The following is a 20373-nucleotide window of genomic DNA, read 5'->3' on the forward strand; positions in this document are numbered from 1 at the left end:
GCCTATCCTCGAGTCAGCCTTCTCCCGTTGCGGGATGGACGGCGATCGTGTCGGTTCTAAATTGCGTGGACAAGCTTTCCCGAGACGTATGTCGCGACCGCCCGCCCACTGAAGCGCGCATCCTCGAACGGCGTATTCTTCGAGCGGGAGAGAAGCATGTCTTTGGCGACAAGCCAAGGCTCATCGAGATCGATCAGCGCGATATCGGCCGCAGCGCCCGGCTTCAGCGTGCCGGCATTCAGGCCGAAAATCTGAGCGGGGCGGGTCGACATAGCGTCGATCAGGCGCATTAGGCTCACCTGGCCGCCATGATGAAGTCTGAGCGCTGCCGCCAGCATGGTTTCGAGGCCGATCGCGCCATCCTCTGCCTCGCCGAAGGGCAGGCGCTTCGTATCGACATCCTGCGGGTCGTGTGAGGAGACGATGATATCGATCGCACCGCTCGCAACGGCGTCGGCCATCGCCACCCGGTCGTCTTCCGGGCGCAGCGGCGGATAGAGCTTGAAGAAGGTGCGGTATTCGCCGATGTCGTTTTCGTTGAGCGCCAGATTGTTGATCGAGATGCCGCAGGTCACCTTGGCGCCGCGGCTGCGGGCACGCTCGATCGCCTCGACCGATTCCGGCACCGAGATCATCGCGGCGTGATAACGGCCGCGCGTCAGCTGCGCGATCCTGAGATCGCGTTCGAGCGGGATGAGCTCGGCTTCCTTTGGAATGCCGGAGAGCCCGAGCCAGCTGGCAAAAAGCCCCTCATGCATGACGCCGTTGGCGCCGAGATATTTGTCGCGCGTCTCGCAGGAGACGACGGCGCCGAATTCGCGCGCATAGGTCATGATCCGGCGCAGCACCTGCGTGTCGTGGACGCTGGAATGGGCATCGGTGAAGGCAACGGCGCCCGCCTGCATCAACAGGCCGATCTCCGTCATCTCCTCGCCGGCAAGGCCCTTGGTGATGGCGGCTGCTGGATAGACGTTGACGTCGGCCGTATCCCGCGCCGTCTTCTTGACGAATTCGACGAGCGCGATGTCATCGATGATGGGATCGGTGTCCGGCATCATGATGATCGAGGTGACGCCGCCGGCCGCCGCCGCCCGGCTCGCCGAGGCGATCGTCTCACGGTGCTCGCCGCCGGGTTCGCCGACATGGACGCGCGCATCGACAAGGCCGGGCGTCGCGACAAGGCCCGTGCAGTCGCGGATGACGGCTCCATCAGGTGCACCCTGGTTTTGCGCCTTGTGGCCCGCGGCGAGAATCACGCCGTTTTCGGCAATGATCGTCCCGACCTCGTCGAGATTGCGCGACGGGTCGATGATGCGGACGTTCTTGAGGACGATCGGGTTGCTCATGCCATCATTCCATCGCTTCGGGGACCCTGGTTCTGCGAGACGAGCAGCGTCTCCATGACGGCCATGCGCACCGCGACCCCCATCTCCACCTGTTCGGCGATCACGCTCTGCGGCCCGTCCGCCACTTCCGAAGCGATTTCGACGCCGCGGTTCATCGGGCCGGGATGCATGACCAGCGCATCCTCCTTGGCCGCCTTCAGCGTTTCGGCGTCGAGCCCGTAGAAGTGATAGTATTCGCGCACTGAAGGCACGAAGGCGCCGGACATGCGCTCGCGCTGCAGCCGCAGCATCATCACCACGTCGGCGTCCTTCAGCCCTTCCTTCATCGAATGGAAGACCTCGACGCCCATCTCGGCGATGCCCGCAGGCAGGAGAGTCGCGGGCGCAACGACACGCACGCGGGCGCCCATGGCGTTGAGCAGCAGGATATTGGAGCGCGCCACCCGCGAATGCAGCACGTCGCCGCAGATCGCCACGATGATGCGCGACAGCTTGCCCTTGGCGCGGCGGATCGTCAGCGCGTCGAGCAGTGCCTGGGTCGGATGTTCGTGTTGCCCGTCGCCGGCATTGACGACCGAGCAGGAGACCTTCTGGGCAAGAAGGGCGGCCGCACCGGCGCTCGAATGGCGGATCACCAGCACGTCGGGGCGCATCGCATTCAGCGTCATTGCCGTATCGATCAGCGTTTCGCCTTTCTTCACAGAGGAGTTGCCGACCGACATGTTCATGACGTCGGCGCCGAGCCGCTTGCCGGCAAGCTCGAAGGAGGCCTGCGTGCGGGTTGATGCCTCGAAGAAGAGGTTGATCTGCGTCAGCCCGCGCAGCGTCGACGTTTTCTTCTCTCTCTGGCGGCTGATCTTGACGGCCTCGTCCGCCTTGTCGAGAAGATAGGTGATATCCTGCTCGGTGAGGCCCTTGATGCCGATGAGGTGGCGGTGGGGGAAAAAGACCATGACCCTGCCTCTTGCTGTGTCTGGCGGGTCTATAAAGAGTGCTGCCCGCCGGGGCAAGCATGTGCTGTGGGCAAAGGCTTATGTCCCCATGCATTTTCGCCCGAATTCCGATAGAGCAGAATGAACCGAATCATAACTTCCGGTTTCCCTTTGCCGGGCTCTTACACTAGAAGCGAATTATGACCTCCGCCAACCGGACTGACGACAAACTCGCAGAACTCAACCAGCCGAGCCTGTGGTCCGGCATCAACGCCTATCGGTCCGATCCGCTGATCGTCGACCTGACGGCGGCCCTGCCGCGCGGCATCCGCGAAGACCTGGAAAACATGGGCCGCTACGTCACCTCGCCGGAGGCGCAGGAGATGGCGCGCATGGCAAACCAGGGCGCGCCGCAGCTGCGCACCCACGGTCCGCGTGGTGAACGCGTCGACGTCGTCGAGTTTCACCCCGCCTGGCATGCGCTCATGCGCCGCTCCATGTCGGTCGGCCTGCATTCCTCCGTCTGGGATCCCCAGGCCGATACGGAAGCCAAGGACGAGGCCCACAAGGTTCGTGCCGCGCGGTTTTATCTGACGTCGCAGCTGGAATCCGGCCATCTCTGCCCGCTGACGATGACGAGCGCCTCCGTTGCGGCGCTCTCGGCTTCGCCCGCGGTCCAGAAGGACTGGGCGCCGAAAATCCTCTCGCGCAAATATGATTCGTCGAACAAGCCCGCCATGCAGAAATCCGCCGTGACCATCGGCATGGGCATGACGGAAAAGCAGGGCGGCACGGATGTGCGCGCCAACAGGAGCGCTGCCGAAAAGGTCAGCGAGGGCATCTACCGGCTGTCCGGGCACAAGTGGTTCATGTCGGCGCCGATGAGCGATGCCTTCATCATGCTGGCGCAGACGAAGGAGGGCATGGGCTGCTTTCTCGTGCCGCGCCTTCTGGAGGATGGTTCCGCCAACGGCCTGCAATTCCAGCGGCTGAAGGACAAGGTCGGCAACCGCTCTAACGCCTCTTCCGAGGTCGAGTTTACAGACACGTTCGGTTTCCTGCTCGGTGGGCCGGATGCCGGCATCCGCACCATCCTCGACATGGTGACGCTGACCCGGCTCGACTGCGCGCTGGCCTCGTCAGGCATGATGCGCGCCTCGCTCGCCGAAGCCGTGCACCACACCCGCGGCCGCAGCGTCTTCGGCAAGATGCTCGTCAACCAGCCGATCATGACGCGCGTGCTCGCCGACATGGCACTCGATGTCGCCGCCGCGACGGCACTGTCCTTCCGTCTAGCCGACGCCTTCGACAAGGCGCGCGGCAACGCCGAGGAGGCGGCCTATGCCCGCGTCATGACGCCGGTCGCCAAATACTGGTGCTGCAAGATCGCGCCTGCGCTGATCTACGAGGCGATGGAATGCATCGGCGGCAACGGCTACATCGAAGAGCGCCCGATCGCCCGCCATTACCGCGAGGCTCCCGTCAACGCCATCTGGGAGGGCTCCGGCAACGTCATGGCGCTCGACGTGCTGCGCGTGCTCAACCGCGGCAAGGATCTGTTCGAAACGGTCTTCGCCGGCCTTGCCCGCGATCTCGGCCCTGCCGGCAAGAAGACCATCGACGTGCTGCGCGCCGCAATCGCGCTGTGCGAACAGGATGAGGGCGCCGCGCGCCTGCTCGTCGAGCAGCTGGCGCTCGCCGCCGGTGCCGCTGAGCTCTATCGCCTGGGGGCAGGGCGCATTGCCGATGCCTTCATCGAGACGCGTCTTGCCGGCGGCTGGCGCTCCACCTACGGCATGCTCGATTCCCGCTTCGACGCCAGCTACATCGTCGACCTGCTCTACCCGCCGGCGGCTTGATCGCAGTCGGTAATCAGGGTGGGTTGCGCTCCTGGGTGGCGCGGAGGGCGTTCGTTTGGAGCCGCCGCTCATTCCCCCATCCGAAACGACTGTCTGGTTCGTCCGGTCGCTTTGAGATCAGGCGATCCTGAGGCCGAGATGCTCGGCCATCGGATTGAAATCCCGATCGTCATGCAGGAGTGCATGGCCTTCATGGATGCAGAAGGTGCCGATGATCACATCGATGGTCTTGCGCACCGTGACGTCACGCTCCCGTAGCAGGCGGTAGTTGCGAGCCGCCTGGACCGCGAGGTCATCGTTAAGCATCGGGCGGATGGTGAACTTGCGCAGGCTCTGTTCGATGATGGCTGCATGGCGTTCGCTGCGCGCACCTTGGAGCACTTCCAGAAGGATCAGGTCACCGACGATAACATCTGATGGATCCTCGATGTTCTGCAGGCGCCGCATGGCGGCGCTTTCTATCCCACGCATATGCGCTATCCAGACCGAACTATCGACAACGATCACCGTTTTTCGTCCGGCCGGTCGTTACGCATCTCGTCGAGGTCACCTTCCCAGCCTATTCCTGCAAGATTTGCGATCGCATTGCGCCGGCTATGCTTTTCAACGAGGCTTCGCAAGGCCTGCTCGACCGTGGCCTTTTTCGTCGCCAATCCCGTGGCGGTCATTGCCGCGTTGAGCAAGGCATCATCGATATCGATATTAGTCCGCATTTTTACTCCATGTGTATAGTCTTCGTAAAATATACACATCAACGCGACGGGGTTCAAGACTACTGACGATATCGTTCCCATAAACAAAAATCCGGCCGCGTCACCACGGCCGGATTTCAGTGTTTACGTCCGAATATCAGCGTTCAGAAGAAGCCACGGCGTTGCCACCAGCCAGCTTTCTTCGGCTTGCCGTCGTCGCCTTCGGCATTCTCGACGCGGGTGGATTTCACCGTCGGCTCGGAGGAGGAGATATTGGATTCGCGGTTGGCGCGAACCGGCTTTGCCTCTTCCTGAACTGATGTTTCGAGATCGGCGGAGGCTTCCACCAATTCCGGTTCGGCCTCGGCCACAGGTACCGTCTCTGCAACCGGTTCCTCGACCGGCGCTGCGGCCGGTTTGCGGCGGCCGCGGGCACGGGCGGGCTTCACTTCTTCGGTTATGACAGGCGCGCTCTCGACGGCTGCCATCGCGGCCTGGCCTTCGTCGGCCTGTTCGGCAATCGCTTCGACCGCTACGGCTTCGCTCGGAGCGCCGTCGTTCGAAACGTCGTCGCCTTCGTCCTCGTCGCCGCCATTGTCTTCACCGGCTTCGCCAGCCGTCAGTTCGGAACCATCCTCGGCGCGATTGCGACGGCCGCCACGCTTGCCGCGACGGCGGCGCTTGCGGCGCTGCGATTCCTCGCTTTCAGCGCGTGTCTCGGGCGTGACCTCGGTGTTTTCATCACCTTCGCCGCCCTCGTCGTCGCCGTCCTCATCCTCGTCGCCGGCTTCGCCTGCCGCCGATAGCGGCTGTTCGGCATTGCCGTTGCGGCCGCGGCGGCGCCTGCGGCGCTTGCGCTTGCGGTTGCCGTCAGCTTCGCCTTCCGCGCGTGCCGCGACGGGCCGCTCGGCAACGGCCGGCTTTTCCTCGAGCTCTTCGTCTTCCTCCTCATCCACTTCGATGACGATGTCGTCGTCATCATCCTCGGGAATGGCAGCGAAGTTGAAGAGCGTTTCGATCTTGACCGGGTTTTCCACCGGCTCGCCGCGATCGATCGCGAAATGTTGCGCGCCGACCGAGCCGTCCGCATCAATGATGATCGCGACGCCGAAGCGGCTCTCATAATCGACGATCGTCTGGCGCTTGTGGTTGAGCAGGTAGAGCGCGATGTCAGGTGTGGTGCGCACGGTGATGTTGTGCGTGGTGTTCTTGAGCAGATATTCCTCGATGCCGCGCAGGACATGCAGGGCGACGGAGGACTGCGAACGCACATGGCCGCTGCCGCCGCAATGCGAGCAGACCTGCGTGGTCGATTCGAGAACCGAAGCGCGGATGCGCTGGCGCGACATTTCGAGCAGGCCGAAATGCGAGATCCGGCCGACCTGGATGCGGGCACGGTCGTTCTTCAGGCATTCCTTCAGCTTCTTCTCGACGGCGCGGTTGTTGCGCTTCTCTTCCATGTCGATGAAGTCGATGACGATCAGGCCGGCAAGGTCGCGAAGGCGAAGCTGGCGGGCGACTTCGTCGGCAGCCTCCAGATTCGTCTGCAGCGCGGTGTCCTCGATCGAATGTTCGCGGGTCGAGCGGCCGGAGTTTACGTCGATCGAGACCAGCGCTTCGGTCTGGTTCATGATCAAGTAGCCGCCAGATTTCAGCGTCACCTGCGGCTGCAGCATGCGGTCGAGCTGAGCCTCGATACCGGAACGCGAAAAGATCGGATGGATGTCGCGGTAGGGCTGCACCACCTTGGCATGGCTCGGCATCAGCATCTTCATGAAGTCTTTCGCTTCACGATAGCCTTCTTCGCCGGAAACGATGACTTCGCTGATATCCTTGTTGTAGAGGTCGCGGATCGAACGCTTGATCAGCGAGCCTTCCTCATAGACGAGGCAGGGAGCGGTGGACGCCAGCGTCAGCGTGCGCACATTCTCCCAGAGGCGCATCAGATATTCGAAGTCGCGCTTGACCTCGACCTTGGTGCGGTTGGCACCGGCGGTGCGAAGGATGACGCCCATGCCCTGCGGCACCTCGAGCAGGCGCGCAATTTCCTTCAGGCGCTTGCGGTCGGCAGGATTGGTGATCTTGCGGGAAATGCCGCCGCCGCGCGCCGTGTTCGGCATCAGCACGGAATAGCGGCCGGCGAGCGAGAGATAGGTGGTAAGGGCTGCACCCTTGTTGCCGCGCTCTTCCTTGGCGACCTGCACGAGCAGGATCTGGCGGCGCTTGATGACTTCCTGAATGCGGTACTGCTTGCGCGGCTTGCGCTGCACACGGTCCGGCACTTCTTCCATCGCGTCTTCGGCGCCGACGGATTCGATGACTTCCTCTTCACCGTGATCGTCATCGTCGTCGTCGTCATCGTGGCGACGCTTGCTGGTATCGACGTCCTCGGAGATCGAGTCAGTTTCCACCATCGCGGCCATCGCGCCGCCGGTCGAACCGTCATCCTCATTGTCGACGCTCGAAGCGCCTTCGGCTTCGGCGTCCTCGGTCGCGGTCGTCTCGGCAACCGGTTCTACGACCTTCTTGCGGCTGCGGCGCGGCCTGGCCTTCTTGGCCGGCGCTTCCTCGGTGGCCTCGGGTGATGCCGCGGCCTCTACCGCTGCGGTCTCTTCCGTTACGGCAGCCGTTTCCGGGGTCTCTGCCGGCACGATGCCGACATCCGGCTGATCCTGCTTGGAAAGATCGACCATCGGCGCGGTTTCGACATGCTCGACGTCTTCGTCGCGGCGATGCTCCTCGGCTTCGGCCCGAAGCAGTGCCTGACGGTCGGCAAGCGGTATCTGATAATAGTCGGGATGGATTTCGGCGAAGGCTAGGAAGCCGTGCCGGTTGCCGCCGTAATCGACGAAGGCGGCCTGCAGCGAGGGTTCAACCCTCGTTACCTTTGCAAGATAGATGTTGCCGCGGATCTGCTTCTTGTGCTGGGACTCGAAGTCAAATTCTTCTATGCGGTTCCCGCGAACGACAACGACGCGCGTCTCTTCCTCGTGAGACGCATCGATAAGCATTTTGTCTGCCATGTAAGCTGTGCTCCTCGGCGTGGCCGCGAGAGCGCATTCCCGACTGCTGTTGAAACAGAAAGAATGCGGTCCACTGTGGCCGCGCCGGATAATGAAAGTCGCGCCTGATGCGAGGGGGAGGGCAGCAGCCAGACCGCAGCCGGAACCATTTCGGTCCGGGGCCTGTACACTTCAGATAAAACCTGCTGCGAAACCATCAACAACCAAGCGTGATCGACAAATACGAAGACCCGTTCGGGTCCGATGAGTTTGCTCCCTGAGAGCGTGGTGGCTGATCCACCAATGAATTCCGACAATAAGCCGGAAAATCAGGATCCAGTTCTAAGGATTAAGCGCATGAGACGGCGGACGATGACCGGTGTGGCGCCAGGTCCTGATCTGGCTGGCAGCCTTTGCGGCGACTCTATCCCGTCAACACTTTACCCTGAAATTCGTTGTATGTTTTCTGTGTCACAATAGCAAGGGAAAAGCCAAATGTGCCATAATATTGATGGATTTCGCAACGCATACAAACTGGGGATAAAGTGATCGCGATTCGGCAGGCTGCAGCGGGTGTTTCGTCACAGGACGTTGGCCGCAGCCGCGTCGGGTCCATTGCAATACAGATAGGATGTGGCGGTTTATTGTTTAAGAGGGCTCGGATCGCGGCGAAATCCGCAGCGCGGCGATCGACATTCGCAAGGCGGGTTCTGGCGGCGCTTTTGGCCGCTAGTCTGCTGCCGGCCGCTGCCAGCTCTGTCGAAGCCAGGGATCCGCTGCTTGCCTACGGTGCGCGCATCGTCGGTGACGACGCAAGGACCCGCATCGTCATCGATTTCGATCGCGAGCCGCGTTTCTCAGTCCACTATATCGCCAATCCGGAACGCATCGTTGTTGACCTGCCGGCGACAGCCTTCGGTTTTCCGGCGAAAGATCTTGCCGCCCGCGGCCTGTTCAAGGATATCCGCTACGGCAAGATGGACGAAGAGAGCGCCCGCATCGTGCTGACGACGGCAGGGCCGGTGAAGCTGGCGCTTGCCAAGGTGCAGGCCGATGAGACGGGCAACGGCCATCGCCTGGTGCTCGATGCGGAGATGATCGACAAGAAGGCCTTTGCCGAACTGGTGAAGACGCAATCCTGGAGCGATCGGACCGAGGCAGCGCAGACGACGAGCGCCATTCCGGCACCGCAAAAGGCTGCTCCCGGCGATTTCGTCATCGCCGTCGACGCCGGCCATGGCGGCATCGACACCGGCGCGATCGGCGTCGACACCAAGACCGAGGAAAAGCAGGTGACGCTTGCCTTCGCCAAGGCTTTGACCGACCGCTTGAACAAGGAACCGGGCATCAAGGCTTTCCTGACGCGCGAGGACGACGAGTTCCTGTCGCTTTCGCAGCGTGTGCTGATCGCCCGCCAGAACCATGCTGGCCTCTTCATTTCGCTGCATGCCGATACGCTGAAGCAGAAGGATATCCGCGGCGCCACCGTCTACACGATCTCCGACAAGGCATCCGACAAGCTCGCCGCCGACCTTGCCGAACGCGAAAACCTCTCCGACCAGATCGCCGGCAAGGAGACGGTTGCCGAGCCGCCCGAGGTTGCCGACATCCTGCTCGATCTGACGCGGCGCGAGACCCAGGCCTTCTCTATCTCGCTGGCCGAGAGTGTGCTGAATTCTTTCAAGGATCAGGTCGGCACTATCAACAATCCGCACCGTCATGCCGGCTTCCGCGTGCTGCAGGCGCCCGACGTGCCGTCGATCCTTCTCGAGATCGGGTTCCTCTCGAATGCCGAGGACGAGAAACTGCTGCTCGACGAGGCTTGGCGCGGCAAGATCGCCGGTCTCTTGACCGACGCAGTCAAGCGATACCGCGCCGCAGTCATGGCGAATGGCGGCTGACGGCCGCCCAAAAATCTGTAGCGGCTGCGGCACGGCGGCCGCATAAAAACAAAGATTCATAAAAACAAATATTTAAGTGCGCCGCATGAATCAAATTCTGAGCAAGATACCTCAGATTGGCGGCGGCGACGGGCGTTGCTTGGATGTGACAGTTCTAATGAAACGCGGCCGCAGCGGTGAATGCGGCGCAGGAAGCCCTATTTTGCTCACATTCGCGCCGTTACTCCGGCTTATGTTTCGTAAGCCTTGAGCGCGGAATCGGCTTGTGGCGGTAGCGCTCATAGAGTAAGCCGCGCAACGTGCAAATTGCCTTGATCTGTGCAATCGTTGCGGCTGCGCCGATTGAAGATCGAAAAGACCGGTAGCTGAAATATGGTTAGACTTTTTGGATATTTCTTCGGAATGGCCTGCGTCCTGTTTCTGGTCGCGGCGGCGGGTGTTGCCATCTATCTCGCCAACGTCGCGAAGGATCTCCCGGACTATGCCGTTCTGAACAGCTATGCGCCGCCGGTGACCACCCGTGTCCATGCCGGCAACGGCGCGCTGATGGCCGAATACGCCAAGGAAAAGCGTCTCTTCCTGCCGATCCAGGCCGTCCCCGACCGCGTCAAGGCCGCGTTCCTGTCGGCCGAAGACAAGAATTTCTACAATCATCCGGGTGTTGATCTCACCGGTCTCGGCCGCGCAATCCTCGTCAACCTGCAGAATTTCGGTTCCGGCCGCCGCCCGGTCGGCGCCTCCACAATCACCCAGCAGGTGGCCAAAAACTTCCTTTTGAGCTCGGACCAGACGATCGACCGCAAGATCAAGGAAGCGATCCTCTCCTTCCGCATCGAGCAGGCCTACAGCAAGGACAAGATCCTCGAGCTCTATCTGAACGAGATCTTCTTCGGCATGAATTCCTACGGCATCGCCGGCGCCGCACTCACCTATTTCAACAAATCCGTAACAGAATTGACCGTCGCCGAGGCCGCCTATCTCGCCTCGCTGCCGAAGGGGCCTGCCAATTACCATCCTTTCCGCCATCCGGAAGCTGCGCTCGAGCGTCGCAACTGGGTGATCGACCGGATGGTCGAGAACGGCTATGTCAGCCAGCCTGACGGCGAGGAAGCCAAGAAGCAGCCGCTCGGCGTCACCGCCCGCACCACCGGCCCCTCGCTCTTTGCTTCGGATTATTTCGCCGAAGCCGTGCGCCGCCAGCTGATCGACCAGTACGGCGAAAAGGTCCTCTATGAGGGCGGCCTTTCGGTGCGCACGTCGCTCGATCCGCAGATGCAGATCGCTGCCCGCAAGGCGCTGCAGGACGGTCTGGTCACTTACGACGAGCGCCGCGGTTTCCACGGCCCGCTCAAGCAGATCGATGCGAGCGGTGATTGGGGCAAGGCGCTTGCCGATATTCCCGCACTGTCCGATGTGCCGGAATGGCGGCTTGCCGTGGTACTCGCCGTGTCAGACAGCACCGTCGACATCGGCCTGCAGCCGGCCAAGGATGGCAGCGGCAAGGTTGCGGCCGACCGTCAACGCGGCACGATCGACGCCAAGAACATGCAGTGGGCCTTCCGTTCGGCCGACGGCGCCCGCAAGACCACGAAATCGCCGGTCGGCGCTGTGTCCCCCGGTGACGTTGTCTATGTCGCAAAGCTCGGTGACGACGCGTCGACCTCCTATCGCCTGCAGCAGCCGCCGAAGGTGCAAGGTGGCCTGGTCGCCATGGATCCGAAGACCGGCCGCGTGCTCGCCATGGTCGGCGGCTTCTCCTACGCCCAGTCCGAATTCAACCGCGCCACCCAGGCGATGCGCCAGCCGGGATCCTCGTTCAAGCCTTTCGTCTACGCGGCGGCGATGGACAATGGTTATACGCCGGCTTCGGTCATCATGGACGCGCCGATCGAAATCGTTTCGGGCGGCCAAGTCTGGAGGCCGGAAAACTACGGCGGCGAATCCGGCGGCCCGTCGACGCTGCGTTCGGGCATCGAGCATTCGCGCAATCTGATGACGGTGCGCCTCGCCAACGACCTCGGCATGAACATCGTCGCGGAATATGCCGAGCGCTTCGGCATTTACGATCACATGATGCCGGTTCTCTCCATGTCGCTCGGCGCTGGCGACACGACGGTGCTGCGCATGGTCTCGGCCTATTCGGTCATCGCCAATGGCGGCAAGCAGATCAAGCCGACATTGATCGACCGCATCCAAGATCGCTACGGCAAGACGATCTTCAAGCATGAGGAGCGTCTCTGCGAGGGCTGCAATGCCGGTGACTGGCAGAACCAGGAAGAGCCGAATGTCGTCGACAATCGCGAAACCGTTCTCGATCCGATGACCGCGTACCAGATCACCTCGATGATGCAGGGCGTCATCCAGCGCGGCACCGCTGCCGGCAAGATCGATCTCGGCGGTCGCGACGTCGCCGGAAAGACCGGCACCACCAATGACGAGAAGGATGCCTGGTTCGTTGGCTTCACCCCGGATCTGGTCGCCGGCCTCTATATGGGCTTCGATACGCCGGGCCCGCTCGGCCGCGGCGGCACCGGCGGCGGTCTCTCCGCCCCGATCTTCAACGAATTCATGCAGGCTGCCGTCAAGGACACGCCGGAATCGAAGTTCGTCATTCCATCAGGAATGAACCTGATTTCGATCGACCGTAAGACCGGTATGGCGGCTGGCGAAGGCGATCCGAACACCATCATCGAGGCCTTCAAGCCCGGCACCGGCCCGGCCGACAGCTTCTCCGTGATCGGCATGGACAGCACCATGGCGCCGGAGGAAATCCTGAAGACCTCGCCGCAGGCGAACCAGGCCGTCCAGACCGGCACGCCCGGCCTGTTCTGACCGAGGCCTGAATTTTGCACGCCCGCCGCGGCCCTTTACATCCGCGGCGGGCGTCTCTATGTCACCAGCACCTGAAGAAGACCGAGACAGAGAAGCAGGAAAATGCGAGCGGAAATCGAAAACGTGGTCGATGAAACCAAGCAGGCTATCACCCTGCTGAGGAGGCATCTTTGACTGGGACCAGGCGATAAGACGGCTGGACTGGTTGAACAACAAGGCAGAGGATCCGAACCTCTGGAACGACGCTTCCGAAGCGCAGAAGCTGATGCGCGAGCGCCAGCAGCTCGATGACGGCATCAACGGCGTCAAGCAGCTTGAGCAGCAGCTGAACGACAATATCGAGCTGATCGAGCTTGGCGAGGAAGAGGGCGACCAGAGCGTCGTCAAGGAAGCCGAGGATACGCTGAAGGCCTTGAAGGCCGAGGCCGCGCGCCGCCAGGTGGAAGCCATGCTCTCCGGCGAAGCTGACGGCAACGACACCTATCTCGAAGTCCATTCCGGCGCCGGCGGCACCGAAAGCCAGGACTGGGCGAACATGCTTTTGCGCATGTACACCCGCTGGGCCGAACGCCAGCGCTTCAAGGTCGAGCTTCTCGAAGTCCATGATGGCGAAGAGGCCGGCATCAAGTCCGCGACCCTGCTCGTCAAGGGCCATAATGCCTATGGCTGGCTGAAGACGGAATCGGGCGTGCACCGCCTAGTGCGCATCTCGCCCTACGACAGCAATGCGCGTCGCCATACGTCCTTCTCGTCGATCTGGGTCTATCCGGTTGTCGACGACTCGATCCAGATCGAGATCAACGAAAGCGACTGCCGCATCGATACCTATCGTTCGTCGGGCGCCGGCGGCCAGCACGTCAACACCACCGACTCGGCCGTGCGCATCACGCATATCCCGACGGGCATCGTCGTGCAGTGCCAGCAGGAGCGTTCGCAGCACAAGAACCGCGCCAAGGCCTGGGACATGCTGCGTGCCCGCATGTATGAAGCCGAATTGAAGAAGCGTGAGGACGCTGCCAGCGCCGAAGCCGCTTCCAAAACGGAGATCGGCTGGGGCCACCAGATCCGCTCCTACGTGCTGCAGCCCTATCAGATGGTCAAAGACTTGCGCACCGGCGTCGCCAGCAGCGCACCGGACGACGTTCTCGACGGCGACCTGAACGAGTTCATGGAAGCAGCACTCGCTCACCGCATCAGCGGCGCCGCCGACGCGGTTGTCGAGGATGTCGACTGATCGGATTGACGATGGATTGAAATAACAAAGCCCCGGAGACGGGGCTTTTTTTGTTTCGGAAGGCTGCAGTCCTGCCCGCTTCAGCGGCTCGATCGTCGAGGCGATCATAGCTCTGGTTCGGCGTAAGAACTTATCATTTCACCTCATCGAGACGATCGATCGCCTTGACGTTTTCGGCGGAAGGTCCGCTGAGCCGCCCTCGCATTTATAAGTTTGACACTGACTTGACATTTGTCGAGTCGACGTCGAATAATGTCATTGTCGATATCGGGGCTGGAGATCACCGATGTCGATCGGCTCCCGCCAATCGGTTGCCGGTGCATGTGTGGAGGAGAAGAGGGTGGAGCTTTTGCTGGATGTGGAAGGGCTGAAGAAGTCCTTTGGTGGTGTCGCGGCATTGCGCGACGGCCGCTTCGAACTTCGCGCCGGCTCGGTCCACGCACTTTGCGGCGGTAACGGCGCAGGCAAGTCGACCTTTCTCAAGATCCTCATGGGTATCCATAATCGCGATGCTGGCTCGATCCGCCGTCGTGGCAAGGACGTGGACTTTGCCGGTCCCGCCGACGCGCTCGCCTCCGGCATTGCCATCATCGAGCAGGAGCTGAGCCCGGTTCCGCACATGACGGTGGCGGAAAACATCTATCTCGGCCGCGAGCCCTCGACACGTTTCGGCGGTATCGATTTCCGGACGATGAACCGCTCCGCCCAAGGGCTTCTCGACGATCTCGAATTCGATATCCGCGCCACCCAATACATGATGAACCTCTCCGTTGCGCAGATGCAGCTCGTGGAGATCGCCAAGGCGCTAAGCCACGATGCTGAGGTCATCTTCATGGATGAGCCAACCTCGGCAATCGGTGAGAAAGAGGCTCAGCAGCTCTTCGCGGCCATCCGGCGCCTGAAGGCGCAGGGACGCGGCATCGTCTATGTCTCGCACCGGCTTTCGGAAATCTTCCAGATCGCCGATTCCTATACCGTGTTTCGCGACGGCGCCTATGTCGGCAGCGGAGATCTCAAGCAGATCAGCCGTCCGGATCTCATCCGGATGATCGTTGGCCGGGAACTGGCCGAGGAATATGTCAAGACCAACACGCCGACATCCGAAACCGGCCTCGAGGTTACGGCGCTGAGTTGCCCGAACAAGATCGAGGACATTTCCTTCTCCGCCCGCAAGGGCGAGATCTTCGGCATCTACGGGCTGATGGGCTCGGGGCGAACCGAGATCTTCAATTGCCTTTTTGGCCTCGAAAAATCTTCCGACGGCAGGATCATCGTCGACGGTGCCCGCATCTCGGTGTCGAAGCCGGCGGATGCGATGGCAAGTGGCCTGGCGCTGGTGACGGAGGATCGCAAGCTCACGGGCCTCAATCTCTCTGACTCCGTTCGTGCCAACATCTGCATGGCAAGCTTACCGGAGATGAGCCCTTCCTTTGCCATGAGCCGCCGCCGCGAGGCCGAGGCCAGCCGCCGGATACAGGCGCAATTTCAGATCAAGGCCGCCCGGGACACCATGCCGGTCTCGGGACTGTCAGGCGGCAATCAGCAGAAGGTGGTGCTCGGAAAATGGTTTCTGCGCAATCCGAAGGTGCTGCTCCTTGATGAGCCGACACGTGGCGTCGATGTCGGCGCCAAGCGCGAAATCTACCGCATCATCTGTGATTTTGCCGCGGCCGGCGGAACGGTCGTGATGATCTCATCGGAAATCGACGAAGTTCTGGGCATGTCGGACCGTATCATGGTGATGCGCGCCGGTAGGAGCGCGGGAATTTACAGCCGGGAGGAAACGGATGCCCAATCACTCGTCCACCTATCGACCTGATCAGGATCAGGTCATCCTTACGGCGCCAGAGGAGCAAGCAAGAGTGTCAGAGAGCGACGATAGCAATGCCGGCGGCTGGTTCAGTTCGGATCGGCGGCGACTGTTGATTCAGGAATACGGTATCTTTCTCGCTTTTCTGCTTCTCGTAGTGGTCCTTTCGTTCTCGAACGAGTTCTTCCTGACCGGCGGCAATATTTCCAATGTGCTGCTGCAGACTTCGATCAACGGCGTGCTTGCCATCGGCATGACTTTCGTGATCCTGACCCGCGGCATCGATCTTTCGGTCGGTTCTGTCGTGGCGCTTGCCGGCATTGTCAGCGCCAGCTTCTCGACGACCTCTGCCACGGCGGCGATCGCCGGTGCGCCCTATCCGGTGGCCATCGGGCTTGCGGTCGGCATCCTGGTCGGCGTTGCCTGCGGCGCGATATCGGGGGCGATCGTCTCGCGATTTTCCGTTCCGGCCTTCGTCGCCACCCTTGGCATGCTTTCGGCCGCGCGCGGCTTGACGCTGATCTATGGCGGCGGTCGCCCTGTTCCCGCCCTGACGCCGGCCTTCCGGTGGATCGGCACCGGCGATGTCTTCGGCATCCCTGCACCCGTCATCATTCTCGCCGTCGTTTTCGCGGCTTCGTGGTGGATCCTCAGCCGGACGCGCTTCGGCCGCTACATCTATGCCGTCGGAGGCAATCCGCATGCGGCGAAGACCTCCGGTATCGACATCGGCCGCATCCGCTTCACTGTCTATGTCATTTCCGGCGGTCTTGCCGGTCTGGCCGGCATGCTGCTCAGCGCCCGTACGGGCTCGGCCTTGCCGCAGGCGGGCATCGCCTATGAGCTGGACGCGATTGCGGCGGTCGTCATCGGCGGCACAAGTCTGTCGGGCGGTGTCGGCCGGGTGACGGGCACGCTGATCGGTGCGCTCATCATCGGCGTCATGAACAACGGCCTCGATCTGATGGGGATCCAATCCTACTACCAGCAGGTGTTGAAAGGTGCCCTGATCGTCGGCGCCGTGATGCTCGACCAGAAGCGAACTTACGGGGCCTGAGCCCCATCGGAAACCGTGCCGGCCCTTGCCGGCCCGTTGCAGAGGCGAGCCATGTCGGCCGCTAAAACTTAAAGTGGAGGAGATTGAAATGAGAAAGCTTATGATTGCGCTTGCTTCGGCAACTGCCTTGCTGGCCTCGTCGGCCGTGGCCCAGGAAAAGATCAAGATCGGGGCAGCTCCTTACGGCCTCAATGCGGAGTTCATGCAGATCTGGGCGGCAGCGATGCAGGAGCATCCGGCTGTCAAGAGCGGCGAGGTCGAGCTGACTGTTTTCGACGGTCGCTATGACGCGCTGGTTCAGCAGGATCAGTTCAAGACGATGGTCACGCAGAAATACAATGCGATCATCTTTGCACCGATCGACGTCGATGCGGGCGCAGCAGCCGTACAGTCGGCGGTGGATGCCGGCATTCCGGTGATCGGTTCGAACACCCGCGTCAATTCCGACCTGCTGACCTCCTATGTCGGTTCCGACGATACCATCTCGGGCTATATGGAAGCCAAGACCGTCCTCGACAAGCTTGGCTGCAAGGGCAATGTCGTCATCCTCGAAGGCCCGGTCGGTCAGTCCGCTCAGATCTCGCGCCTGGAAGGCAATAAGAAGGCGCTCGCCGAATGCCCTGACGTGAAGGTCCTCGAAGACCAGACGGCGAACTGGTCACGTGCCGAAGCGCAGACGCTGATGGAGAACTGGTTGACCGCGCACCCGAAACAGATCAACGGCGTGATCGGCCAGAACGACGAGATGGCGCTTGGCGCCATCGAGGCGATCAAGGCTGCGGGGCTCGATGAGAAGAGCTTTGCGATCGCGGGCATCGACGGCATCACCGACGCTCTTCGCGCCGTCAAGGCCGGCGAGATGACGTCGATCCTGCAGGACGCACGGGCACAGGCTCAGGGCGCTCTCGATCTTGCCATCTTCCACGCCAGGAAGGGCGACTACAAGCCGCAGTCCGATATCTGGGCGACCTACAAGGACATGCCGTGGAACGACGGCAAGGACAAGAACTACAACGTGCCGTGGACGCCGGTGACGGCCGAAAACGTCGACAAGCTGCTCGCGACACGTAAATAATCCATTTGGTGGGGCGGGTTCGCCCGCCCCATTTCTCAGACAAGCCGGGAAAAGATCCATGACCGATTCAAAACAGATTGATCTGAATTTTTCGCTGGGCGGCAAGGTCGCCCTGGTAACGGGCGGCGCCTCCGGTATCGGCGATGCCATCGCATCGGCATTTGCCGCCAAGGGCGCGGTCGTCGGCGTCATCGACATCAATGAAACGGTCGCGAAATCCAAGGCCGACGCCCTCGGAAATGGCGCGAAATCCTTCGTCTGCGACGTTTCCAACCCGCAATCGGTGGAAGCCGTCATCGCTGCGGCGCAGGCGGCCTTCGCCCATATCGACATCGTCGTCAACAGCGCCGGTGTCGCCATGCTCGCCCCCGCCGAGGATCTCACCCTGGAGGCCTGGGACAGAACCATCGACATCAATCTTAAGGGAACGTTCCTCGTCTCTCAGGCTGTAGGCCGGGTCATGCTCAAGGCCGGCAAGGGCGGTAGGATCATCAATATCGCCTCGCAGGCCGGCACGGTCGCGATCGATCAGCACGTGGCTTACTGCGCCTCCAAATTCGGCGTCATCGGTCTTTCCAAGACGCTCGCCGCCGAGTGGGGCAAACACGGCATAACCGTCAATACGATTTCGCCGACGGTGGTTCTGACCGAGCTCGGAAGAAAGGCCTGGGATAACCCGCGCGGCGAGGAGCTGAAGAAGCGCATCCCGACGGGACGCTTCGCTTATCCCGAGGAGATTGCTGCGGCGGCGGTGTTTCTGGCATCGAGCGGCGCCGAGATGATCAACGGCGCGGATCTTCTGGTCGATGGCGGCTATACCATTGTCTGACACGCGGAAAACAGGAGGAACCATGCAGCGGTTTATCAACAATCCGGACGAGGTCGTCGAGGATACGGTCAAGGGCTTCGTCAAGGCGCATGCCGATATGGTCAGGCTCGGCAACGGCAATCCGCGCGTCATCGTTGCGCGCCATGCGCCCGTCGCGGGCAAGGTCGGCGTCATCACCGGTGGCGGTTCCGGCCATGAGCCTGCCTTTATCGGCTATACCGGACGCAACATGCTGGATGCCGTCGCGGTGGGTGAGCTCTTTTCGTCGCCGACGGCCAAGAGTTTTCTCGATGCCGCGCGCGAAGCCAATGGCGGCAACGGCGTTGTCTGCCTCTACGGCAATTATGCCGGTGACAACATGAATGTGAAGATGGCGATCAAGCTCGCCGCCAAGGAAGGCATCACGATCGCGACCGTCGTCGCCAATGACGACGTATGTTCGGCCGGACCCGATGAGCGTGAGAAGCGACGCGGCGTCGCCGGCGAAATATTCATGTGGAAGTGCGCGGGTGCCAAAGCTGAGCAGGGGGCTAGCATTGAGGAAGTGCAGGCGACAGCGCAAAGAGCGATCGACAATTGCCGCTCCATCGGCATCGGCCTCGGTCCCTGCACGCTGCCCGCCGTCGGGCATCCCAACTTCCAGATTGCGCCGGGCACGATGGAGGTCGGCATTGGCCATCACGGCGAGCCGGGGGTCCGGGTCGAGCCGCTGAAGCCTGCCGCCGAGGTCGCACGCGAAATGGCCAGGATCGTTCTGGACGATCACGGCCTGGCATCCGGAACCGAGGTGGCCGTCATCGTCTCCGGCCTTGGCGCGACGCCCTTGAACGAGCTCTATATCCTTCACGACACCATCGAAACCGAGATTACCGGGCGCGGACTGAAAATCTACAAGACCTATATCGGAAATTACTTCACCTCGTTGGAAATGGTCGGTGCGACGCTGACCGTCATGGCGCTTGACGATGAGTTGAAGACGCTACTCGACGTCGATGTCCACTGCCCGGCAATGCCTTGATGGGAGACAGGCGAATGCAGCAATTTGACAACGCGTCCTCGGGCGACATCGTTTTCTCGCTCGCGGATCGGATCATCGAGCATCGCGCTTATCTCAGCGAGATCGACGGCAAGATCGGCGACGGCGATCACGGGGTTAACATGGCCAAGGGATTTGGCATGGCAGCCGAACGGATCAAGGGCGCAGACATGTCGCTCGCAGAAGCTCTCGACACGCTCGGCACAGTTCTGATGACGGAAATCGGCGGCTCCATGGGACCGCTCTACGGCGTCATGTTCATTCAGTTCGCTGAAACGATTGAAAAGGCTGTACAGATCGATGCGGGGATGTTCAGCGCAATGCTGCACAATGGTCTTGAAGGTATTCAGGCGATCGGATCCGCGAAAGTCGGCGACAAGACCCTTCTCGATACGCTCGTGCCCGCCATAGAGGCGTTCGATCTGGCCAATAGCGATGGAAAGTCGTTTGCGGAATCGCTGAATATTCTCGTTTCCGCCGCGGAGGCCGGCCGCGACAGCACCCGCGACCTGGTGGCCAGAATCGGCCGGGCAAGCAGGCTCGGCGAACGTTCGCTTGGCGTTCTGGATGCTGGCGCCACCTCCTGCGCGCTTATCCTCCAGTCGCTCGCACTTGGCGTCGAGGCAAAGCTTCGGCCATCCGCATAAAAACAGCGGGCTTTGGTGAGAGCCCGTGATCCTCCCGAGCATCACCTTCCGGCCGCTTTGGCGGCCGGAAATCATTGTGCGGGAGAATGTTGAAAACCGGAGCCTTTACGCTCATCTTCGC

15 protein-coding genes are annotated in these 20373 nt (G+C 61.6%); 10 read left to right on the top strand and 5 right to left on the bottom strand.

Going from position 1 to position 20373, the window contains the following annotated elements; genetic code table 11:
- Window positions 1-56 precede the first annotated feature (56 nt).
- Together G9X67_RS19950 and G9X67_RS19955 are read right to left on the bottom strand one after the other, a co-directional pair.
- On the bottom strand, window positions 57-1346 hold the full coding sequence (locus G9X67_RS19950) for a dihydroorotase (protein WP_138328231.1): 1290 nt from the start codon (window positions 1344-1346) through the stop codon (window positions 57-59).
- On the bottom strand, window positions 1343-2299 hold the full coding sequence (locus tag G9X67_RS19955) for an aspartate carbamoyltransferase catalytic subunit (RefSeq protein ID WP_007626148.1): 957 nt from the start codon (window positions 2297-2299) through the stop codon (window positions 1343-1345). Before G9X67_RS19955 ends, G9X67_RS19950 begins: the two co-directional genes overlap by 4 nt.
- A 179-nt stretch (window positions 2300-2478) precedes the next feature.
- Here G9X67_RS19955 and G9X67_RS19960 point away from each other — a divergent pair, with 179 nt between their 5' ends.
- Window positions 2479-4137, top strand: coding sequence for an acyl-CoA dehydrogenase family protein (locus G9X67_RS19960; RefSeq protein ID WP_028741374.1), 1659 nt, complete (start codon window positions 2479-2481; stop codon window positions 4135-4137).
- 117 nt (window positions 4138-4254) lie between these two features.
- On the opposite strand, the gene G9X67_RS19965 is transcribed toward G9X67_RS19960, so the two are convergent.
- The 3 genes from G9X67_RS19965 to G9X67_RS19975 form a co-directional block, all read right to left on the bottom strand.
- On the bottom strand, window positions 4255-4644 hold the full coding sequence (locus tag G9X67_RS19965; RefSeq protein WP_138328230.1) for a PIN domain nuclease: 390 nt from the start codon (window positions 4642-4644) through the stop codon (window positions 4255-4257).
- Window positions 4641-4850, bottom strand: coding sequence for a type II toxin-antitoxin system VapB family antitoxin (locus G9X67_RS19970; RefSeq protein ID WP_138328959.1), 210 nt, complete (start codon window positions 4848-4850; stop codon window positions 4641-4643). Before G9X67_RS19970 ends, G9X67_RS19965 begins: the two co-directional genes overlap by 4 nt.
- Window positions 4851-4993: 143 nt before the next feature.
- Window positions 4994-7852 (bottom strand): ribonuclease E/G, encoded by a 2859-nt coding sequence (locus tag G9X67_RS19975; protein WP_171599460.1) that lies wholly within the window; start codon window positions 7850-7852, stop codon window positions 4994-4996.
- Window positions 7853-8475: 623 nt separating this feature from the next.
- On the opposite strand from G9X67_RS19975, the gene G9X67_RS19980 reads away from it, so the two are divergent.
- The 9 genes from G9X67_RS19980 (at window position 8476) to dhaL (ending at window position 20252) form a co-directional block, all read left to right on the top strand.
- Window positions 8476-9732: an N-acetylmuramoyl-L-alanine amidase gene (locus G9X67_RS19980; RefSeq protein WP_011651401.1), complete on the top strand. Its 1257-nt coding sequence runs from the start codon at window positions 8476-8478 to the stop codon at window positions 9730-9732.
- Between the two features lie 372 nt (window positions 9733-10104).
- On the top strand, window positions 10105-12564 hold the full coding sequence (locus G9X67_RS19985; protein WP_171599461.1) for a penicillin-binding protein 1A: 2460 nt from the start codon (window positions 10105-10107) through the stop codon (window positions 12562-12564).
- 102 nt (window positions 12565-12666) lie between these two features.
- Window positions 12667-13798, top strand: a protein-coding gene (gene prfB / locus G9X67_RS19990; protein ID WP_012756997.1) for a peptide chain release factor 2 whose coding sequence is annotated in 2 segments (ribosomal slippage) — window positions 12667-12735 and window positions 12737-13798 — 1131 coding nt in all. Because the reading frame shifts where the segments join, the coding sequence is not laid out codon by codon here.
- 340 nt (window positions 13799-14138) lie between these two features.
- Entirely contained in the window at window positions 14139-15617 is a 1479-nt protein-coding gene (locus G9X67_RS19995; RefSeq protein ID WP_138328958.1) for a sugar ABC transporter ATP-binding protein, read from the top strand.
- A gap of 43 nt (window positions 15618-15660) precedes the next feature.
- On the top strand, window positions 15661-16665 hold the full coding sequence (locus G9X67_RS20000) for a sugar ABC transporter permease (protein WP_011651405.1): 1005 nt from the start codon (window positions 15661-15663) through the stop codon (window positions 16663-16665).
- A gap of 88 nt (window positions 16666-16753) precedes the next feature.
- Window positions 16754-17740 (top strand): substrate-binding domain-containing protein, encoded by a 987-nt coding sequence (locus G9X67_RS20005; RefSeq protein ID WP_138328227.1) that lies wholly within the window; start codon window positions 16754-16756, stop codon window positions 17738-17740.
- Window positions 17741-17798: 58 nt separating this feature from the next.
- Window positions 17799-18569: an SDR family oxidoreductase gene (locus tag G9X67_RS20010; RefSeq protein WP_011651407.1), complete on the top strand. Its 771-nt coding sequence runs from the start codon at window positions 17799-17801 to the stop codon at window positions 18567-18569.
- Between the two features lie 22 nt (window positions 18570-18591).
- Window positions 18592-19587 (top strand): dihydroxyacetone kinase subunit DhaK, encoded by a 996-nt coding sequence (locus tag G9X67_RS20015; protein WP_138328226.1) that lies wholly within the window; start codon window positions 18592-18594, stop codon window positions 19585-19587.
- Window positions 19588-19601: 14 nt separating this feature from the next.
- A complete protein-coding gene (gene dhaL / locus G9X67_RS20020; RefSeq protein ID WP_138328225.1) occupies window positions 19602-20252 on the top strand; it encodes a dihydroxyacetone kinase subunit DhaL in 651 nt (216 codons plus the stop codon).
- Window positions 20253-20373 lie beyond the last annotated feature (121 nt).

Origin of the sequence: Rhizobium sp. WYCCWR 11152 (genome assembly GCF_013087615.1) — a bacterium.
In the GTDB taxonomy this organism is placed as follows: domain Bacteria; phylum Pseudomonadota; class Alphaproteobacteria; order Rhizobiales; family Rhizobiaceae; genus Rhizobium; species Rhizobium indicum.

Excerpts from the sequence above, each read along its gene's own strand:
- G9X67_RS19950 (WP_138328231.1), bottom strand. The coding sequence starts at position 1,346 with ATGAGCAACCCGATCGTCCTCAAGAACGTCCGCATCATCGACCCGTCG.
- G9X67_RS19955 (WP_007626148.1), bottom strand. The coding sequence starts at position 2,299 with ATGGTCTTTTTCCCCCACCGCCACCTCATCGGCATCAAGGGCCTCACC.
- G9X67_RS19960 (WP_028741374.1), top strand. The coding sequence starts at position 2,479 with ATGACCTCCGCCAACCGGACTGACGACAAACTCGCAGAACTCAACCAG.
- G9X67_RS19970 (WP_138328959.1), bottom strand. The coding sequence starts at position 4,850 with ATGCGGACTAATATCGATATCGATGATGCCTTGCTCAACGCGGCAATG.
- G9X67_RS19975 (WP_171599460.1), bottom strand. The coding sequence starts at position 7,852 with ATGGCAGACAAAATGCTTATCGATGCGTCTCACGAGGAAGAGACGCGC.
- G9X67_RS19985 (WP_171599461.1), top strand. The coding sequence starts at position 10,105 with ATGGTTAGACTTTTTGGATATTTCTTCGGAATGGCCTGCGTCCTGTTT.
- G9X67_RS20005 (WP_138328227.1), top strand. The coding sequence starts at position 16,754 with ATGAGAAAGCTTATGATTGCGCTTGCTTCGGCAACTGCCTTGCTGGCC.
- G9X67_RS20010 (WP_011651407.1), top strand. The coding sequence starts at position 17,799 with ATGACCGATTCAAAACAGATTGATCTGAATTTTTCGCTGGGCGGCAAG.
- G9X67_RS20015 (WP_138328226.1), top strand. The coding sequence starts at position 18,592 with ATGCAGCGGTTTATCAACAATCCGGACGAGGTCGTCGAGGATACGGTC.
- dhaL (WP_138328225.1), top strand. The coding sequence starts at position 19,602 with ATGCAGCAATTTGACAACGCGTCCTCGGGCGACATCGTTTTCTCGCTC.